The sequence below is a fragment of the Actinomadura sp. WAC 06369 genome (genome assembly GCF_003947565.1).
GTDB classification, from domain to species: domain Bacteria; phylum Actinomycetota; class Actinomycetes; order Streptosporangiales; family Streptosporangiaceae; genus Spirillospora; species Spirillospora rifamycini.
In genome coordinates this window covers 1-13703 of sequence record NZ_QHJN01000194.1, presented here as the reverse complement: position 1 = coordinate 13703, position 13703 = coordinate 1, and the positions used below count along the sequence as shown (strand labels likewise).

General features: G+C 72.8%; 15 protein-coding genes. 9 read left to right on the top strand and 6 right to left on the bottom strand.

Annotation, left to right across the window (positions count from 1 at the left end; genetic code table 11):
- Positions 1-259: 259 nt before the first annotated feature.
- Complete coding sequence (gene glpX, locus DMH08_RS34140) at positions 260-1294, bottom strand: class II fructose-bisphosphatase (protein WP_026402164.1); 1035 nt, start codon at positions 1292-1294, stop codon at positions 260-262.
- Positions 1295-1463: 169 nt separating this feature from the next.
- On the opposite strand from glpX, the gene DMH08_RS34135 reads away from it, so the two are divergent.
- Positions 1464-2123 carry a TetR/AcrR family transcriptional regulator gene (locus DMH08_RS34135; RefSeq protein ID WP_125620181.1) on the top strand — a complete coding sequence of 220 codons (660 nt, stop codon included), beginning with the start codon at positions 1464-1466 and terminating at the stop codon, positions 2121-2123.
- A 31-nt stretch (positions 2124-2154) separates the two neighbouring features.
- Positions 2155-2826: a DUF4245 domain-containing protein gene (locus tag DMH08_RS34130; protein ID WP_233617975.1), complete on the top strand. Its 672-nt coding sequence runs from the start codon at positions 2155-2157 to the stop codon at positions 2824-2826.
- A 2-nt stretch (positions 2827-2828) separates the two neighbouring features.
- Here the strand turns inward: DMH08_RS34130 and DMH08_RS34125 are convergent, their stop codons facing one another.
- Positions 2829-3065 (bottom strand): exodeoxyribonuclease VII small subunit, encoded by a 237-nt coding sequence (locus tag DMH08_RS34125; protein WP_034517733.1) that lies wholly within the window; start codon positions 3063-3065, stop codon positions 2829-2831.
- Between the two features lie 10 nt (positions 3066-3075).
- A complete protein-coding gene (gene xseA / locus DMH08_RS34120) occupies positions 3076-4290 on the bottom strand; it encodes an exodeoxyribonuclease VII large subunit (RefSeq protein ID WP_125620179.1) in 1215 nt (404 codons plus the stop codon).
- 96 nt (positions 4291-4386) lie between these two features.
- Between xseA and DMH08_RS34115 the strand changes: the two genes are divergently transcribed.
- Together DMH08_RS34115 and DMH08_RS34110 are read left to right on the top strand one after the other, a co-directional pair.
- Positions 4387-4812 carry a MarR family winged helix-turn-helix transcriptional regulator gene (locus DMH08_RS34115; RefSeq protein WP_325052966.1) on the top strand — a complete coding sequence of 142 codons (426 nt, stop codon included), beginning with the start codon at positions 4387-4389 and terminating at the stop codon, positions 4810-4812.
- A gap of 20 nt (positions 4813-4832) precedes the next feature.
- Positions 4833-6071: an MFS transporter gene (locus tag DMH08_RS34110; protein WP_125620175.1), complete on the top strand. Its 1239-nt coding sequence runs from the start codon at positions 4833-4835 to the stop codon at positions 6069-6071.
- Positions 6072-6137: 66 nt separating this feature from the next.
- Here DMH08_RS34110 and DMH08_RS34105 read toward each other — a convergent pair whose 3' ends face one another.
- The gene (locus DMH08_RS34105) at positions 6138-6998 is read right to left on the bottom strand and encodes a hypothetical protein (RefSeq protein ID WP_125620173.1); all 861 of its coding nucleotides are present in this window, start codon (positions 6996-6998) and stop codon (positions 6138-6140) included.
- Between the two features lie 237 nt (positions 6999-7235).
- On the opposite strand from DMH08_RS34105, the gene DMH08_RS34100 reads away from it, so the two are divergent.
- A complete protein-coding gene (locus DMH08_RS34100; RefSeq protein ID WP_051300570.1) occupies positions 7236-8231 on the top strand; it encodes a 4-hydroxy-3-methylbut-2-enyl diphosphate reductase in 996 nt (331 codons plus the stop codon).
- 9 nt (positions 8232-8240) lie between these two features.
- On the opposite strand, the gene DMH08_RS34095 is transcribed toward DMH08_RS34100, so the two are convergent.
- Together DMH08_RS34095 and DMH08_RS34090 are read right to left on the bottom strand one after the other, a co-directional pair.
- Positions 8241-8876, bottom strand: coding sequence for a DUF6542 domain-containing protein (locus DMH08_RS34095; RefSeq protein ID WP_233617974.1), 636 nt, complete (start codon positions 8874-8876; stop codon positions 8241-8243).
- A complete protein-coding gene (locus DMH08_RS34090; protein WP_125620171.1) occupies positions 8873-10360 on the bottom strand; it encodes a DNA recombination protein RmuC in 1488 nt (495 codons plus the stop codon). The genes DMH08_RS34095 and DMH08_RS34090 overlap by 4 nt, the downstream gene beginning before the upstream one ends.
- 201 nt (positions 10361-10561) lie before the next feature.
- Between DMH08_RS34090 and ychF the strand changes: the two genes are divergently transcribed.
- The 4 genes from ychF to DMH08_RS34070 all read left to right on the top strand — a co-directional run.
- Positions 10562-11653 carry a redox-regulated ATPase YchF gene (gene ychF, locus DMH08_RS34085; RefSeq protein WP_026402159.1) on the top strand — a complete coding sequence of 364 codons (1092 nt, stop codon included), beginning with the start codon at positions 10562-10564 and terminating at the stop codon, positions 11651-11653.
- A gap of 364 nt (positions 11654-12017) precedes the next feature.
- The gene (locus DMH08_RS34080) at positions 12018-13001 is read left to right on the top strand and encodes a conjugal transfer protein (protein ID WP_034517664.1); all 984 of its coding nucleotides are present in this window, start codon (positions 12018-12020) and stop codon (positions 12999-13001) included.
- Between the two features lie 57 nt (positions 13002-13058).
- Positions 13059-13343: a hypothetical protein gene (locus tag DMH08_RS34075; protein ID WP_026402157.1), complete on the top strand. Its 285-nt coding sequence runs from the start codon at positions 13059-13061 to the stop codon at positions 13341-13343.
- A 38-nt stretch (positions 13344-13381) separates the two neighbouring features.
- Positions 13382-13703: conjugal transfer protein (locus tag DMH08_RS34070; protein ID WP_148108623.1), on the top strand; the 322-nt coding region annotated here is incomplete at its 3' end.

The window sequence follows — 13703 nt, the reverse complement described above, 5'->3', positions numbered from 1 at the left end:
GGCCCCACCATCGAGGTCGCGGGCACGATGCTGTTCGGCTCCGTCCGCGCCCGCGCCCCCAAGCGCACGCTCCGCCAACGCTTCCGGAACCGCCTGACCGGCAACTGACCCGCCCGGAGGCCCCGCCTCTCCACGACACCCGGCTGCGGCGCTCGTCCGGGGGGATTTGGCGGCCACCGGGGGCTTCTTCTGCGCGGGCGGCGGCGGGGGTCCGGCCCGGCCTGCGGGCCGCGGGGCGAGCAGGCCGGGCCTCGTGGCGTCAGACCGCGGCGTCGAAGTTGATCGCGCTGTAGGCCCGCAGCTTCGACAGCTTGTGCTCGCTCGAGACGGTGCGGATCGTGCCGCTGCGGGAGCGCATGACGAGGGAGTGCGTGATCGCGGTGCCCTTGTCGTACCGGACGCCGTCGACGAGCTCGCCGTCGGTGATGCCCGTGGCGGCGAAGAAGACGTCGTCGGACGTGACGAGGTCGTCGGTCGTCAGGACGCGGCTGAGGTCGTGGCCCGCGTCGACCGCCTTCTGGCGCTCCTCGTCGTCCTTCGGCCACAGCCGGCCCTGGATCACCCCGCCGAGCGCCTTGATCGCGCAGGCGGCGATGATGCCCTCGGGGGTGCCGCCGATGCCGAGGAGGAGGTCCACGCCGGTGCCGGGACGGGACGCCATGATCGCGCCGGCCACGTCGCCGTCCATGATGAACTTGATGCGCGCGCCCGCCTCGCGGACCTCCTTGACGATGCCCTCGTGCCGCGGGCGGTCCAGGATGCAGACGGTCACGTCGTTCGGCGCCGAGCCCTTCGCGCGGGCGATCGCGCGGATGTTGTCGCCGATCGGGCGCTCGATGTCGACGACGTCGGCGGCCTCGGGCCCGGTGACCAGCTTCTCCATGTAGAACACGGCGGACGGGTCGAACATCGACCCGCGCGGCGCGACGGACAGGACGGCGATCGCGTTGCTCATGCCGAGGGCGGTGAGGCGGGTGCCGTCGACCGGGTCCACCGCGACGTCGCACTCGGCGCCGCCGCCGTCCCCGACCTCCTCGCCGTTGTAGAGCATCGGGGCGTTGTCCTTCTCGCCCTCGCCGATCACGACGACGCCCTTCATGGACACGGTGTTGATCAGCTGGCGCATCGCGTTGACGGCGGCGCCGTCGGCACCGTTCTTGTCCCCGCGCCCCACCCAGCGGGCGGCGGCCATGGCGGCGGCCTCGGTCACCCGGACCAGTTCCATCGCCAGGTTGCGGTCGGGCGCCGCCGGATCGGTCGTCAGCGGGGAGGAGACGGTGGTTTCATCGGACATGTCGCGGCGGCCCTTTCGGTCGATGGTCACTCGGATTCTCCGTTGGCCGACGCCGGGCCACAAATTGGACCAGACCAGCCGGAGTCCGGAGCGAACCGGCACCGGGAATCGGACGGTCCTCCGGGCAAGGGATCGTTTCCCACCGGGAGAGGGCGTAATCTCTGGGCTCATGAGCAGCGACATCGACGTTCCCTCCGGCGAGGTGACACAGAACGGCGCCGCCGGGACGCCCGCGCGGACGTCCGACCGGGGGGCCGCGACGCGCGGGGCCCTGCTGGCCGCGGCACGGGACGTCTTCTGCGAGTCCGGGTTCGCGCAGGCCGCGGTGACCGACATCGTCGCGAAGGCCGGGGCCAGCGTCGGCAGCCTGTACCACCACTTCAACGGCAAGGCCGACCTGTACCTGACGCTGTTCGAGGAGTTCCAGGCCCGGCAGCAGGAGCGCACCCGCAAGGCGATCAACGCGGTGCGGGAGGCCGGGGAGACCGACCCGATGCGGCAGTTCATCGCCGGCGCGGGCGCCTACCTCGACGGCTGCCTGGAGGAGCGGGACGTCTCGCGGCTGTTCATCTCCGGGGACGGCCCGCCGGGGTTCGACCGCGCGATGCGGCAGCGGCTCGGCAAGTGGGCCCGCCGGAACGCGGCGCTGTTCCACACCGCGGACGGCGGCGTGGACGAGGCGCTGGTGATGGTGCTGACGGGCGCGATGGCCGGCGCGGTGTCGGACATCTCACTGATGGAGGACGAGGACGCCGCGCGGCGGCTCGCCGCCGAGATCATGGGGATCGTCGGCACGATCCGCAACCCGCGTACCGCACCCCCTGTCTAGAGCAGCCGCCACCGTAGGGGATCCTGAAAGGGTGACCGACAAGACCCCTGACACCGTGACCGAGGCGGCTCCTTCCGGGCCGGAGCCGATCCCGGTCAGCCCGGGCGTGCACAAGCGGCTCACCACCGGGATCGGCGGTTTCTCGCTGGCGATGGGCGCGTCGCTGATCCTCGCCCTGATGATCTACGTCGTGACGCCGCGGGCGGACGAGCAGATCCTGCCGACCGTCGACTACGGCTCGCAGCTCTGGGTGATGCGCAACGACGCCCCGTTCACGGTGCGGGCCCCCGAGGGGCTGCCCGCGGGGTGGCGCCCGACGAGCTCGCGGGTGCACGGACTGGACGGCGGGAGCGGCGAGCCGGTCGCGTGGCACCTGGGGTTCGTGACGCCGGACGACCACTACGCGGCGCTCGAGCAGAGCAACGAGAAGGCGTCCGAGTACGTCCCGCGGATGACCAACAGCAGCAAGCCGCTGGGGACGATGCAGGTCGCCGGGCAGACGTGGCAGAAGTACCACCGGGCGGACAAGGAGGCGAACTCGCTGGCGCTCACGCTGCCGGGCGGGGTGAGCCTCGTGGTGACCGGGACCGCCCCCTACGAGGAGCTGGCGGTGCTGGCCGGGTCGCTCAAGGAGCAGCCGAAGGGCGGCGGGCTGAACGCGTCGAGCCCCGCGTCGCCGAGCGCGTCCCCCGGCGCCCCCTGACGTCAGAACGGCGCGCCGGTGCCGCCGTCCTCGGGCTGCGCCATCGCGGCGGCGAGCCGGGCGCGGGCGCCTTCGAGCCACTCCTCGCAGAGCGCGGCGAGCTTCTCGCCGCGCTCCCACAGCGCGAGCGACTCCTCCAGGGTGAGGCCGCCGGCCTCCAGCCGCTTCACCACGTCGGCCAGCTCGTCGCGGGCCTGCTCGTACGAGGGCCTCGCCGCCCTCTCCTCCTGCTCCGACACCCGCCCCACCCTAGTCGTCGAGGGGACCCGCGGCGGTCACCCCGAGCCGTCCGGACGCGACGCGCACCGCGAGGTCCTCGCCGGGCCGCACGGACGCGGCGTCCCGCACGACGGCGCCGTCCGCCCGCTGGACGATCGCGTACCCGCGGTCGAGGGTCGCGGCGGGGGAGAGGGCGAGGAGGCGGGCCCGGGTGTGCGACAGCTCGTCGCCGGCCCGGTCGAGCGCGCCGGACAGGCACCGCCGGGCCCGGTCGCGCAGCGCGGCGACCTGCTCGGACTGCCGTTCGATCTCCCGCACCGGGTCGGCCAGCGCGGGCCGCGACCGGACGGACTTCAGCCACGCGAGCTCGCGTTCCACGCCGCCCGCGAGGCACCGGCGCCCCCGGTCGCGGAGCTGCCGGACGAGCTGGAGCTGCTCGCGGACGTCCGGGACGGCCTTCTTCGCCGCGTCGGTCGGGGTGGAGGCGCGGACGTCGGCGACGAGGTCGAGCAGCGGGGTGTCCTGCTCGTGGCCGATGGCGCTGACGACCGGGGTGCGGGCGGCGGAGACGGCGCGGACGAGCGCCTCGTCGGAGAACGGCAGCAGGTCTTCCATCGCGCCCCCGCCGCGCGCGATGATGATCACATCGATCTCGGGATCCGCGTCCAGCGCGCGCAGCGCGGCCATCACCTCGCCGACCGCGTAGGTGCCCTGCACGGCGGTGTTCTCCACGCGGAACGCGACCGCGGGCCAGCGGCGCCGCGCGTTCTGCAGGACGTCGTGCTCGGCGTCGGAGTCGCGCCCGCAGATCAGCCCGATCCGGCCGGGCAGGAACGGCAGCGGGCGCTTGCGCTCGGGCCGGAACAGGCCCTCGGCGGCGAGGGTCTTCTTGAGGCGTTCCAGGCGGGCCAGCAGCTCGCCGACGCCGACGGGCCGGATCTCCAGCACGCTGAGCGAGAAGGTGCCCCGGTTGATCCAGAAGTCCGGTTTGGCGTGGACGACGACGCGCGCGCCGTCGGTGACGGCGGGCCCGGCCGCCTCGACGACGCCGCGCTGCCCGACGAGCCGCACCGACATGTTCGCCACCGGGTCGCGCAGCGTCATGTAGACGGTGCCGCCGCGGGCGTTGAGGTCGGTGATCTGCCCCTCGACCCAGATGCGGCCCAGCTTGCCGATCCAGCCGCCGACCGCCTGCAGGACCGTCCGCACCGGAACCGGGGATTCGGCCGTCGTCTCCATCGCCATGCCCGGCAGCCTATGCGTGTGACGCGGGAGACACGGCCCGTCCCTTCAAAAGTTAGCTCCACTAACTTAGTCTGGCTAAGTAATCGAGGAGAGACCGTGACCGTTCCCGAACGCGAGCTCGCCGAGCAGCTGAACCTGCGGCTCCGGCACGTCGTGCTGATGCTGCGCCGCGCGACCGCCGACCAGCCGGTCACCGCCCAGCAGCTGTCCGTGCTCGGCTCCCTGGAGCACGGGCCGCGGCGGATGACCGAGCTGGCCGCCGAGCACGGCGTCCGGCTGCCGACGATGACCGCGCAGATCAACCGGCTCGAACGCGACGGGCTCGTGGAGCGCGGCCGGGACGGCTCGGACGCCCGCGTCGTCACCGCCCTGCTCACCGCGATTGGACGGGACGTCCTCACGGACGGGCGCGAGCGCCGGATCGGCTACCTGGCCGAACGGTTCGCGGAACTGACCGGCGCGGAGCGCGCGGCCGTCGCCGCGGCGCTGCCCGCGCTCGACAAGCTCTTCTCGGCCGGTTGAACGCCTGAGAGGAAAGACCCATGCACGCACGGCCCCCGGAGGCGCACCGCGCCGAAGGCGGCGGACGGGGCGGCATCCTGCGCCAGCCCATGTCGGTGTGGGCGACCGCCTTCGCCGCCGTCGTCGCCTTCATGGGCATCGGGCTGGTCGACCCCATCCTGCCCGCGATCGCCGAGAACCTGGACGCCACGCCCAGCCAGGTCTCGCTGCTGTTCACCAGCTACTTCCTGATCACCGCCGTCGCGATGCTGGTCACCGGCTGGGTGTCCAGCCGGATCGGCGGCAAGAAGACCCTGCTCATCGGGCTCGCGCTCGTCGTCGTGTTCGCCGCGCTCGCCGGGACGTCCGGCACCGTCGGGCAGCTCGTCGGCTTCCGCGCCGGCTGGGGCCTCGGCAACGCGCTGTTCGTCGCCACCGCGCTCGCCGTCATCGTCGGCGCGGCCAGCGGCGGCGCCGAGAAGGCCATCATCCTGTACGAGGCCGCGCTCGGCCTCGGCATCTCGCTCGGCCCGCTCGTCGGCGCGCTGCTCGGCGACCTGAACTGGCGGTTCCCGTTCTTCGGCACCGCCGTCCTGATGGCCGCCGGCTTCCTGCTGATCACGACGCTGCTGCGGGCGACCCCGCCGCCGGCGCGCAAGACCGGGCTGACCGCGCCGATCCGCGCGCTCGCCCACGGCGGCCTGTCCACGACCGCGTTCACCGCGCTGTTCTACAACTACGCCTTCTTCACCGTGCTCGCGTTCACCCCGTTCGTCCTCGGGATGAGCGCCCACGGCATCGGCCTGGTGTTCTTCGGCTGGGGCGTGATGGTGGCGCTCGCGTCGGTGTTCGGCGCGCCCGCGCTGCAGCGTCGTATTGGAACGGTCCGAGTGATGTACCTGGGGCTGGCGCTGCTGATCCTGTTCCAGGTCGGCCTCGCGTTCCTCGGGCACGACGGGATCATCGTCTGCACGATCCTGTCCGGCATCCCGATCGGCCTGAACAACACCGCGTTCACCGAGGCGGCGATGGAGGTCTCCGACAGCCCGCGGCCCGTCGCGTCCGCCGGGTACAACTTCGTCCGCTGGATGGGCGGCGCCCTCGCCCCCTACTTCGCGACGAAGCTCGCCGAGGAGGTCGACCCGCACCTGCCGTACATCGCCGGCGCCGCCGCGTGCGCCGTCGCGATCGGCGTCCTCGCGGCGCGGCGCCGCCACCTGGCGCCGCTGGAGCGCGTCGACGTCGACCACGCGTTCCGGGACGCCCCCGCCCCGGCCTGACGCCGACGGGAAAGGGAACGGCCCGGGAGGTCCGCCTCCCGGGCCGTTCTCCATGTCTCGCCGGCGTCAGCTCTGGCCGTTCAGCTTGGCGATGCGGCGCTCGTACATCTTGATGATGTCCTCGCGGCCCGCGTGGGTCCGCTCGTACTCGCGCAGGAGCTTCACCTGCTCCACCGACAGCCCGCGCAGGCGCGCGCGCAGCTGCGGCAGGGTCGCCTCGTCGTAGTTCGGCACCGGCAGGCTCTCGGCGACGTGCTCGGCCTCGCTCTGCGCGGCCGGACGCGACTCGGGACGCGGCGTGAACTCGTCCTCGGGCTGCGCGGCCTCCGGCTGCGCGGCCTCCGGCTCGGCGGGCTCCGGCGCCGGGGCGTCGGGCGCCGCGGTCGCGGCGACCTCGGGCGCCGGGCCGTCCTCGGGGACGGGCGGGGCCGCGGGCTCGGCCTGCGGCGCGGGCTCCGGCCGCGGCGCCGACGGCCGCGGCGACGGCGCCGGCTTCGCCACCGGCCCGTCCGACGCGCCCGGCTTGCCGACCGAGATCTCCTTGTCCGGCCGGCGCCGCGCGGCGGCGCCGTCCTCGCGCGCCGCCGACGGGCGCGACGGCCGCGCCGGACGGGTGCGCCGGGGCCGCACGGGCTCCGGCTCGGGCTCGGGCTCGGCCTGCTCGCCGCGGACGCGCTCCACCACGGTGCCGACGACCTTCTCCGCGGTGTGCTGGACATCGTCGCGGAGCCGCCCGATCACCGGCTTCACGCCGCCGCCCTCGGTGATCTCCTTGTAGTCGCGGGTCACGCGGTCGCCGAGCAGCAGCGCCCGGCCGACACCGAACATGGCCAGCCGGACGGCGTGCAGCGGGAGGTCGCGGACCTGCTCGCCCACCGTGTCCTGAACCTGCTGCTTGAGGCGGCGCGGCGATGGCGATCTCGTCATGGTCTTTCCTCTTCCTGCCGTCCTTATCAGGGAACTCGGGAGCACACGTACGGTCGTCGAAACTCACTCTGCCCCATGGGTGCGATCACGGTCACCCCGGGTCTTGTCTTTCTGTCCAAAAACGGCGTGCCGTCGGTCACAATGCGGCCGGAACCCTTGCGCCGCGGGCTTCCGCGTCCGCGCGGCACGCCTCACCACCGGGCACGGGACCCGGGCGGCGACTCGTACGATGGGGGCATGACCGCCAACACCCAGCCCGCCAGCACCGCGCCCACGGGTACGCGGGGCCGCGTCCTGCTCGCCAAGCCGCGCGGTTACTGCGCCGGAGTCGACCGGGCCGTGCAGACGGTCGAGATCGCCCTCGAGAAGTACGGGGCCCCGATCTACGTCCGCAAGCAGATCGTCCACAACGTCCACGTGGTGAAGACGCTGGAGGAACGCGGCGCGATCTTCGTGGACGAGACCGAGGAGGTCCCCGAGGGGTCGATCGTGGTCTTCTCGGCGCACGGCGTCGCGCCGGTCGTCCACGACGAGGCCCGCAAGCTGGACCTGCGCACCATCGACGCCACGTGCCCGCTGGTCACGAAGGTGCACAAGGAGGCCGTCCGGTTCGCCGCGCAGGACTACGACATCCTCCTCATCGGCCACGAGGGGCACGAGGAGGTCATCGGCACCTCCGGCGAGGCGCCCGACCACATCCACCTGGTCGACGGGCCCGAGGACGTCGCGAACGTGCGGGTCCGCGACCCCGAGCGGGTCGCGTGGCTGTCGCAGACCACCCTCTCGGTCGACGAGACCATCGCCACCGTCGAGAAGCTCCGCGAGCGGTTCCCCAAGCTGACGGACCCGCCGTCCGACGACATCTGCTACGCCACCCAGAACCGGCAGACCGCCGTCAAGGAGATGGCCGCGCAGTCCCAGCTCGTCATCGTGGTCGGCTCCACCAACTCCTCGAACTCCGTGCGGCTCGTCGAGGTCGCCAAGGAGCACGGCGCGGACGACGCCCACCTCGTCGACTACGCCGAGCAGATCGACCCCGCGTGGCTCGACGGCGTCAGCACCGTCGGCGTGACGAGCGGCGCGTCCGTCCCGGACGAGCTCGTGCAGGGCGTCCTGGCCTGGCTCGCCGAGCGCGGCTACGGCGAGGCCGAGGAGATCGAGTCCGTCGAGGAGCGCATGCGCTTCTCCCTGCCGAAGGAACTCCGCAAGGACCTGCGCATCACGCCCGTCTGACGGCACGGGTCAGTCCGCGTCTCCATGCCGCGGCGCGCGCGCGGCGGGGGAGGACGGGGACTCGTCCCACCGGACCGGGTTCTCGTTCTCCTCCTCCTCGAACAGCCGGACGCCCGCGAGCTTGTCGCGCAGCTCCCGTACGTTCGTCGGGAGCCCGCGCGGCAGCGTGATCAGCAGCACCAGCAGCGTGCCGAGGAACAGCCACGGCGCGGTCCCGGCCAGGGCGGTCAGCACCCCGACGGCGACGCCGCGCAGCAGCGACCCCTGCCCCACCGTGGTGACGAGCACCGCGACCAGGGTGGCGAGGAAGAACACCAGCGGCGGGCTGACGGCCAGCGCCAGCAGGTCCGCCGGGCGGGTGGCGAGCGCGGCGAGCACGCAGCCCACCGTGAAGCCGGCCCCCGCGAGCAGCGGCATGTCGAGCCAGCGCGACAGCAGCCCGCACAGCACGGCCGTCCCGAACACCACGACGATGCCGCCGCGCCCGGTCAGCGTCACCGGACCGGTCGGCGCCGCCGAGCGGGACCCGGACGCCCGGCCGCCGGACGCCCGCGACCGCCGCTGCGGCCCGCCCCGCCGCCGCCCCGCCCCGCGGTGCGTCGGCGGCGTGTCGCCAGGGGCGTCGCGTGCCGTCGATGTGCTCATTGCCACCTCTCTCGCCGATCGCTCTGCCCGGGGACGGCCCAGGTGCCGTACTGCCGGGAGCCCTCGCGCGAAGCGTCGCCCTCGTCCCGCGCGACCGGCCCCCGGGAGAGCCCGGCTCGGCGTGCCTCCGCCCGCGGGACATCGCCCCGAGCATCATCGCCCCGGGCGACGTCATCTGTTCGAGGGCCGTCTTCTCGAGAGGCATCGTCTCGGGTGACATCGTCGCGCGAATCGCCGCCGTATGGGGCCTCGCCGTCCGGAACCCCGTTGTACGGGTCGTCCTGCCCGTTGAGCTCCGCCGCCGAAAGCGCGCGCGGGCTCTCCTCCACCGGCCGTGGGCCGTCCAGCGAACCGTCGACGACGCCCAGGTCGTTCAGACGCCGCGCGCTGACGAGCACCCGCGTCTCCAGCGACCCGACCGTCCGGTTGTAGGACTTCACCGCGCCGGTGAGCGCGCGGCCCAGTTCGTCTACGTGCTGCCCCATCGTGCTCAGCCGCTCGTACAGTTCTTTGCCGAGGTCGAACACGGCCCGCGCGTTGCGGGAAAGCGCGGCCTGCTGCCACGCGTACGAAGCCGTCCGCAGCATCGTGATGAGGGTCGTGGGGGTGGCGATGTGGACGCGGCGCCGCATCGCGTACTCCAGCAGTTCGGGATCGCGGTCCAGCGCGGGCGCCAGGAACGCCTCGCCCGGGATGAACAGGACCACGAACTCCGGCGCCGGGCTGAACGCCTGCCAGTACGACTTCGCGGCCAGCCGGTCGACGTGGTCGCGCAGGTGGCGGGCGTGCGCGTCGAGCCGCACCGGGTCGCCGCTCTCGGCGGCCTGCAGGTAGGCGGCGAGCGACACCTTCGAGTCGACGACGATGCTCTTGCCGCCGGCGAGCCGCACGACCAGGTCGGGCCGCACCGTCCCGTCCGGCGTCACCGCGCTCGCCTGCTCGTCGAAGTCGCAGTGGTGCGTCATGCCCGCGAGCTCCACGACCCGCCGCAGCTGCAGCTCGCCCCAGCGTCCCCGCGCCTCCGGCCGCTGCAGCGCCCGCACCAGCGTGCGCGTCTCGCGGCCGAGCTGCTCGGAGCTCTGCCGCACGAAGTCGACCTGCTTGGCGAGCATCGCGTGGGACTCGCGGCGGCCCGTCTCCACCTCGCGGAGCTGCTCCTCGACCTTGGCGAGCGTCTCCCGCAGCGGCCCGACCAGGTGCTCGACCGCCTGCTGCCGCCGCTCCAGCTCGCCCGCCGCCTCGGCCCCCGCCGCCTTCAGCCGCGCGTCGGCCAGCTCCAGGAAGCGGGCGTTGCTGGCGTCCAGCGCGCGCGCCGACAGGTTCTCGAAATGCTCGGCCATCCGCTCCTCGGCATAGGCGAGCTTCTCCTCCGCCGCGCGGGCCCGCGCGATCAGCGCGCCCTGCCGTCCCATCGCCAGGGCCCATCCGGCGACCACGCCGAAGGCGGCCCCGACGACGAGGCCGGCGAGCAGCGCGAGGTCCATCCGTTCATCGTGACAGCGCGGCCGCGAACCGCGACCGCGACGCGCCGGTAACGGCGGCACGGCGGACAATCGGCGCACTGCCGACGGCCCGCCGCCCGGTGCCCGGGGACGGGCGCGGGGACGGGCTCGCGGACGGGCTCGGCCGATCGGCGGCGCCGCCCCGCACGGTGCGGTGCGTCCGGGCTCGTAAACTTGACGGCCGTGAGCCTCTCCATCGGAATCGTCGGGCTGCCCAACGTCGGCAAGTCCACCCTGTTCAACGCGCTGACCAAGAACGACGCGCTGGCCGCCAACTACCCGTTCGCGACCATCGAGCCCAACGTCGGCGTGGTCGGGGTGCCCGACCCGCGGCTGGGCGCGCTCGCCGGGATCTTCGGCTCGGCGAAGACCATCCCCGCGACGATGGAGTTCGTCGACATCGCGGGCATCGTCAAGGGCGCGTCCGAAGGCCAGGGCCTCGGCAACAAGTTCCTCGCCAACATCCGCGAGACGAACGCGATCTGCCAGGTCATCCGCGCCTTCGAGGACCCCGACGTCACGCACGTGGACGGCGAGGTCGCCCCGTCCCGCGACATCGACACGATCAACACCGAGCTGATCCTGGCCGACCTGCAGACGATCGAGAAGGCCCTGCCGCGCCTCGAGAAGGAGGCCCGGACCAAGAAGGACAAGAACCAGCTCGCCGTCGTCGACGCCGTCACCGCCGCGCAGAAGCTCCTCAACGAGGGCGTCACGATCTTCGCCGGCGCCGACAAGGCCGGCATCGACCCGGCGCTCCTCCGCGAGCTGCACCTCCTCACCGCCAAGCCGTTCCTCTACGTCTTCAACCTGGACGAGGGCGAGCTGACGGACGAGTCCCTGCGCACCCGCCTGCGCGACCTCGTCGCCCCCGCCGAGGCGATCTTCCTCGACGCCAAGATCGAGGCCGAGCTGATCGAGCTGCCCGACGACGAGGCCCTCGAACTCCTGCAGGGCATGGGGCAGGAGGAGTCGGGCCTGTCGCAGCTCGTCCGCATCGGGTTCGACACGCTCGGCCTGCAGACCTACCTCACCGCCGGCCCGAAGGAGTCGCGCGCGTGGACGATCCGCAAGGGCGCCACCGCGCCCGAGGCCGCGGGCGTCATCCACACCGACTTCCAGCGCGGCTTCATCAAGGCCGAGATCGTCTCCTTCGACGACCTGACCGCCGCGGGCTCCATGGCGGCCGCCCGGACCGCCGGCAAGGTCCGCATGGAGGGCAAGGAGTACGTCATGCAGGACGGCGACGTCGTGGAGTTCCGCTTCAACGTCTGAGCCCGCCGCCGGGAGGCGCCGGACGGCCGGCGCGGCGGCCGCGCCGGCCGATCGGCCCGGACACGCACCGCGGACGCTGGCAAAACGTGTGACTCGCGACGCTCGTCCGATTGCGCCCGGGACGCGCTGATCGGAGGCAGGGATAGGGGATCGTCACCGTTTGGCAATCCTTCCCGTTCCTGCTGAGGTGGATCGCATTATCCACAACCGCGTGCCGGGGCTGTGCTTCGCTCGGATGCGCTGGAACAATTGACGCTCGTGGTTACGCTGGGCCCGGGGTGGGTTCGGAAAGGACCACCGCGCAACATCTGGACCAGGCAATCAGAGCGCGCCGACCTTGGGGCGAGGCGCGAGCGGAGGCAGGATGGCTCGCAGGTCGGCCGTGAAACGCGGCCGTGACACCGCCGTGGTCGACGAGACCGCGGCGCCGGGTCTGTCCGTCGACCCGTGGGAGGTCCCGGACGACCGGGGCCGCGGCGGCCCGCGCGGCGGCCGCTGGTCCGGATCCGGCGGCCGCTGGTGGGTCTGGACGGGCCGCGCCGTCCTCTGGGCCCTGATCATCGTCATCCTCGTCAACGGGATCCGCGCCCCCTTCGAACGCTTCACCGCCGCGGACGCCCCCGACACGGCCGCCGCGCCCAAGTCGTCCCCCGAACGCGCCCAGTTCCCGACCAGCGCCGCCGGGGCATTCGCCCTGCAGTTCGCCAACGTCTATCTGAATTACGACCAGGAGAACGCCGCGGACCGCCAGACCCAATTGCGCACGTTCCTGCCCGAGGGCGCCGACCCGCAATTCGGCTGGAACGGAACCGGAACGCTGCAGGTCCAGTCCGTGCAGGTCGCGGGCGTGCAGGCGCGCGACGCGCGCAACGCCACCGTCACCCTCCTCGCCCGCACCGGCGACAAGTGGCTGCGCCTCGCCGTCCCCGTCTACGCGAACGAGTCCGGCGCGCTCGTCGTCGCCGCCCGTCCCGCGCTGCTCCCCCCGCCCGCGAAGGCCGCACTGCCGCAGCAGGAGGCCGCACCGCGCGACACCCCCCTCGAAGGCGAACTCCAGCCCATCCTCGTGACGTTCTTCCAGGCGTACGCGCGCAGCGACACCACCGCCCTGTCCCGGTTCGCCGCGGGCAGCCCCATCAGCGGCCTCGCCCGCTCGGTCGAGTTCCTCCGCGTCGCCGAGGTCGTCGCCCCGCAGGGCTCGGCCGGCGCCCGCACCGTCACCGCGAGCGTCGTCTGGCGCGTCGCCGGCGGCGAACTCGAGCAGGCATACGAACTCGACATGGTGCGCAAGGACGCGACCTGGTACGTCAAGGACATCCGCGGCACCACCGATCCCGACCCGTCATGAAAGGCCGCGAGATGAACGCCCGCCCGTCCCCCCACGCCGAACCAGGAAGGTAAGTCGATGCTGCACCACCTCATGGCGTCGATTCCGCCCGAGATCCTGGCGGCACCCGACGACTCCTTCGATCCGGACGGACTCGCCAGCTGGCTCCGCGGATTCTTCGGCCCGCTCTTCCTCGTCACCGTCTCCATCGTGGCGATCTTCTTCCTGTTCACCCGTGAGATCACCCGGTTCGCGCAGTTCATCGTCCTGGCGATCGGCATCGCCATCGTCTTCTACGTGCCCCAGATCATCGAGACCGCTGCCAAGGCGATCGCCACCGCACTGGGAGTGGACGGCAGCTGACCCGGAGACCGTGCTCGCATCCATAGGGGAGTAGGGGCGTGGATCTACCCACGTACACGAACATCTGGCGCATCGAGAAGCGGTTGTACAAGCTGTACGACCTGCGGCTCCCGATGCCGCTGCCGCTCGTCCAGATCGGCGTGTTCCTCGGCGTGTTCGTGCCCTGGATCGTGATGCTGCAACTCGTCGGCGTGCCCTTCGAGTCCCCGTGGCACGTCGTCTACATCGTCCCGCCCGGCGTCCTCACCTGGCTCGCGACCCGCCCCGTCATCGAGGGCAAGCGCCTCACCGAACTGCTCCTCTCGCAGGGCCGCTACCTCGCCGAGCCCCGCACCTGGTGCCGCCTCACCCCCATCCGCG

Excerpts from the sequence above, each read along its gene's own strand:
- glpX (WP_026402164.1), bottom strand. The coding sequence starts at position 1,294 with ATGTCCGATGAAACCACCGTCTCCTCCCCGCTGACGACCGATCCGGCG.
- DMH08_RS34135 (WP_125620181.1), top strand. The coding sequence starts at position 1,464 with ATGAGCAGCGACATCGACGTTCCCTCCGGCGAGGTGACACAGAACGGC.
- xseA (WP_125620179.1), bottom strand. The coding sequence starts at position 4,290 with ATGGCGATGGAGACGACGGCCGAATCCCCGGTTCCGGTGCGGACGGTC.
- DMH08_RS34110 (WP_125620175.1), top strand. The coding sequence starts at position 4,833 with ATGCACGCACGGCCCCCGGAGGCGCACCGCGCCGAAGGCGGCGGACGG.
- DMH08_RS34105 (WP_125620173.1), bottom strand. The coding sequence starts at position 6,998 with ATGACGAGATCGCCATCGCCGCGCCGCCTCAAGCAGCAGGTTCAGGAC.
- DMH08_RS34100 (WP_051300570.1), top strand. The coding sequence starts at position 7,236 with ATGACCGCCAACACCCAGCCCGCCAGCACCGCGCCCACGGGTACGCGG.
- DMH08_RS34095 (WP_233617974.1), bottom strand. The coding sequence starts at position 8,876 with ATGAGCACATCGACGGCACGCGACGCCCCTGGCGACACGCCGCCGACG.
- DMH08_RS34090 (WP_125620171.1), bottom strand. The coding sequence starts at position 10,360 with ATGGACCTCGCGCTGCTCGCCGGCCTCGTCGTCGGGGCCGCCTTCGGC.
- DMH08_RS34080 (WP_034517664.1), top strand. The coding sequence starts at position 12,018 with ATGGCTCGCAGGTCGGCCGTGAAACGCGGCCGTGACACCGCCGTGGTC.
- DMH08_RS34075 (WP_026402157.1), top strand. The coding sequence starts at position 13,059 with ATGCTGCACCACCTCATGGCGTCGATTCCGCCCGAGATCCTGGCGGCA.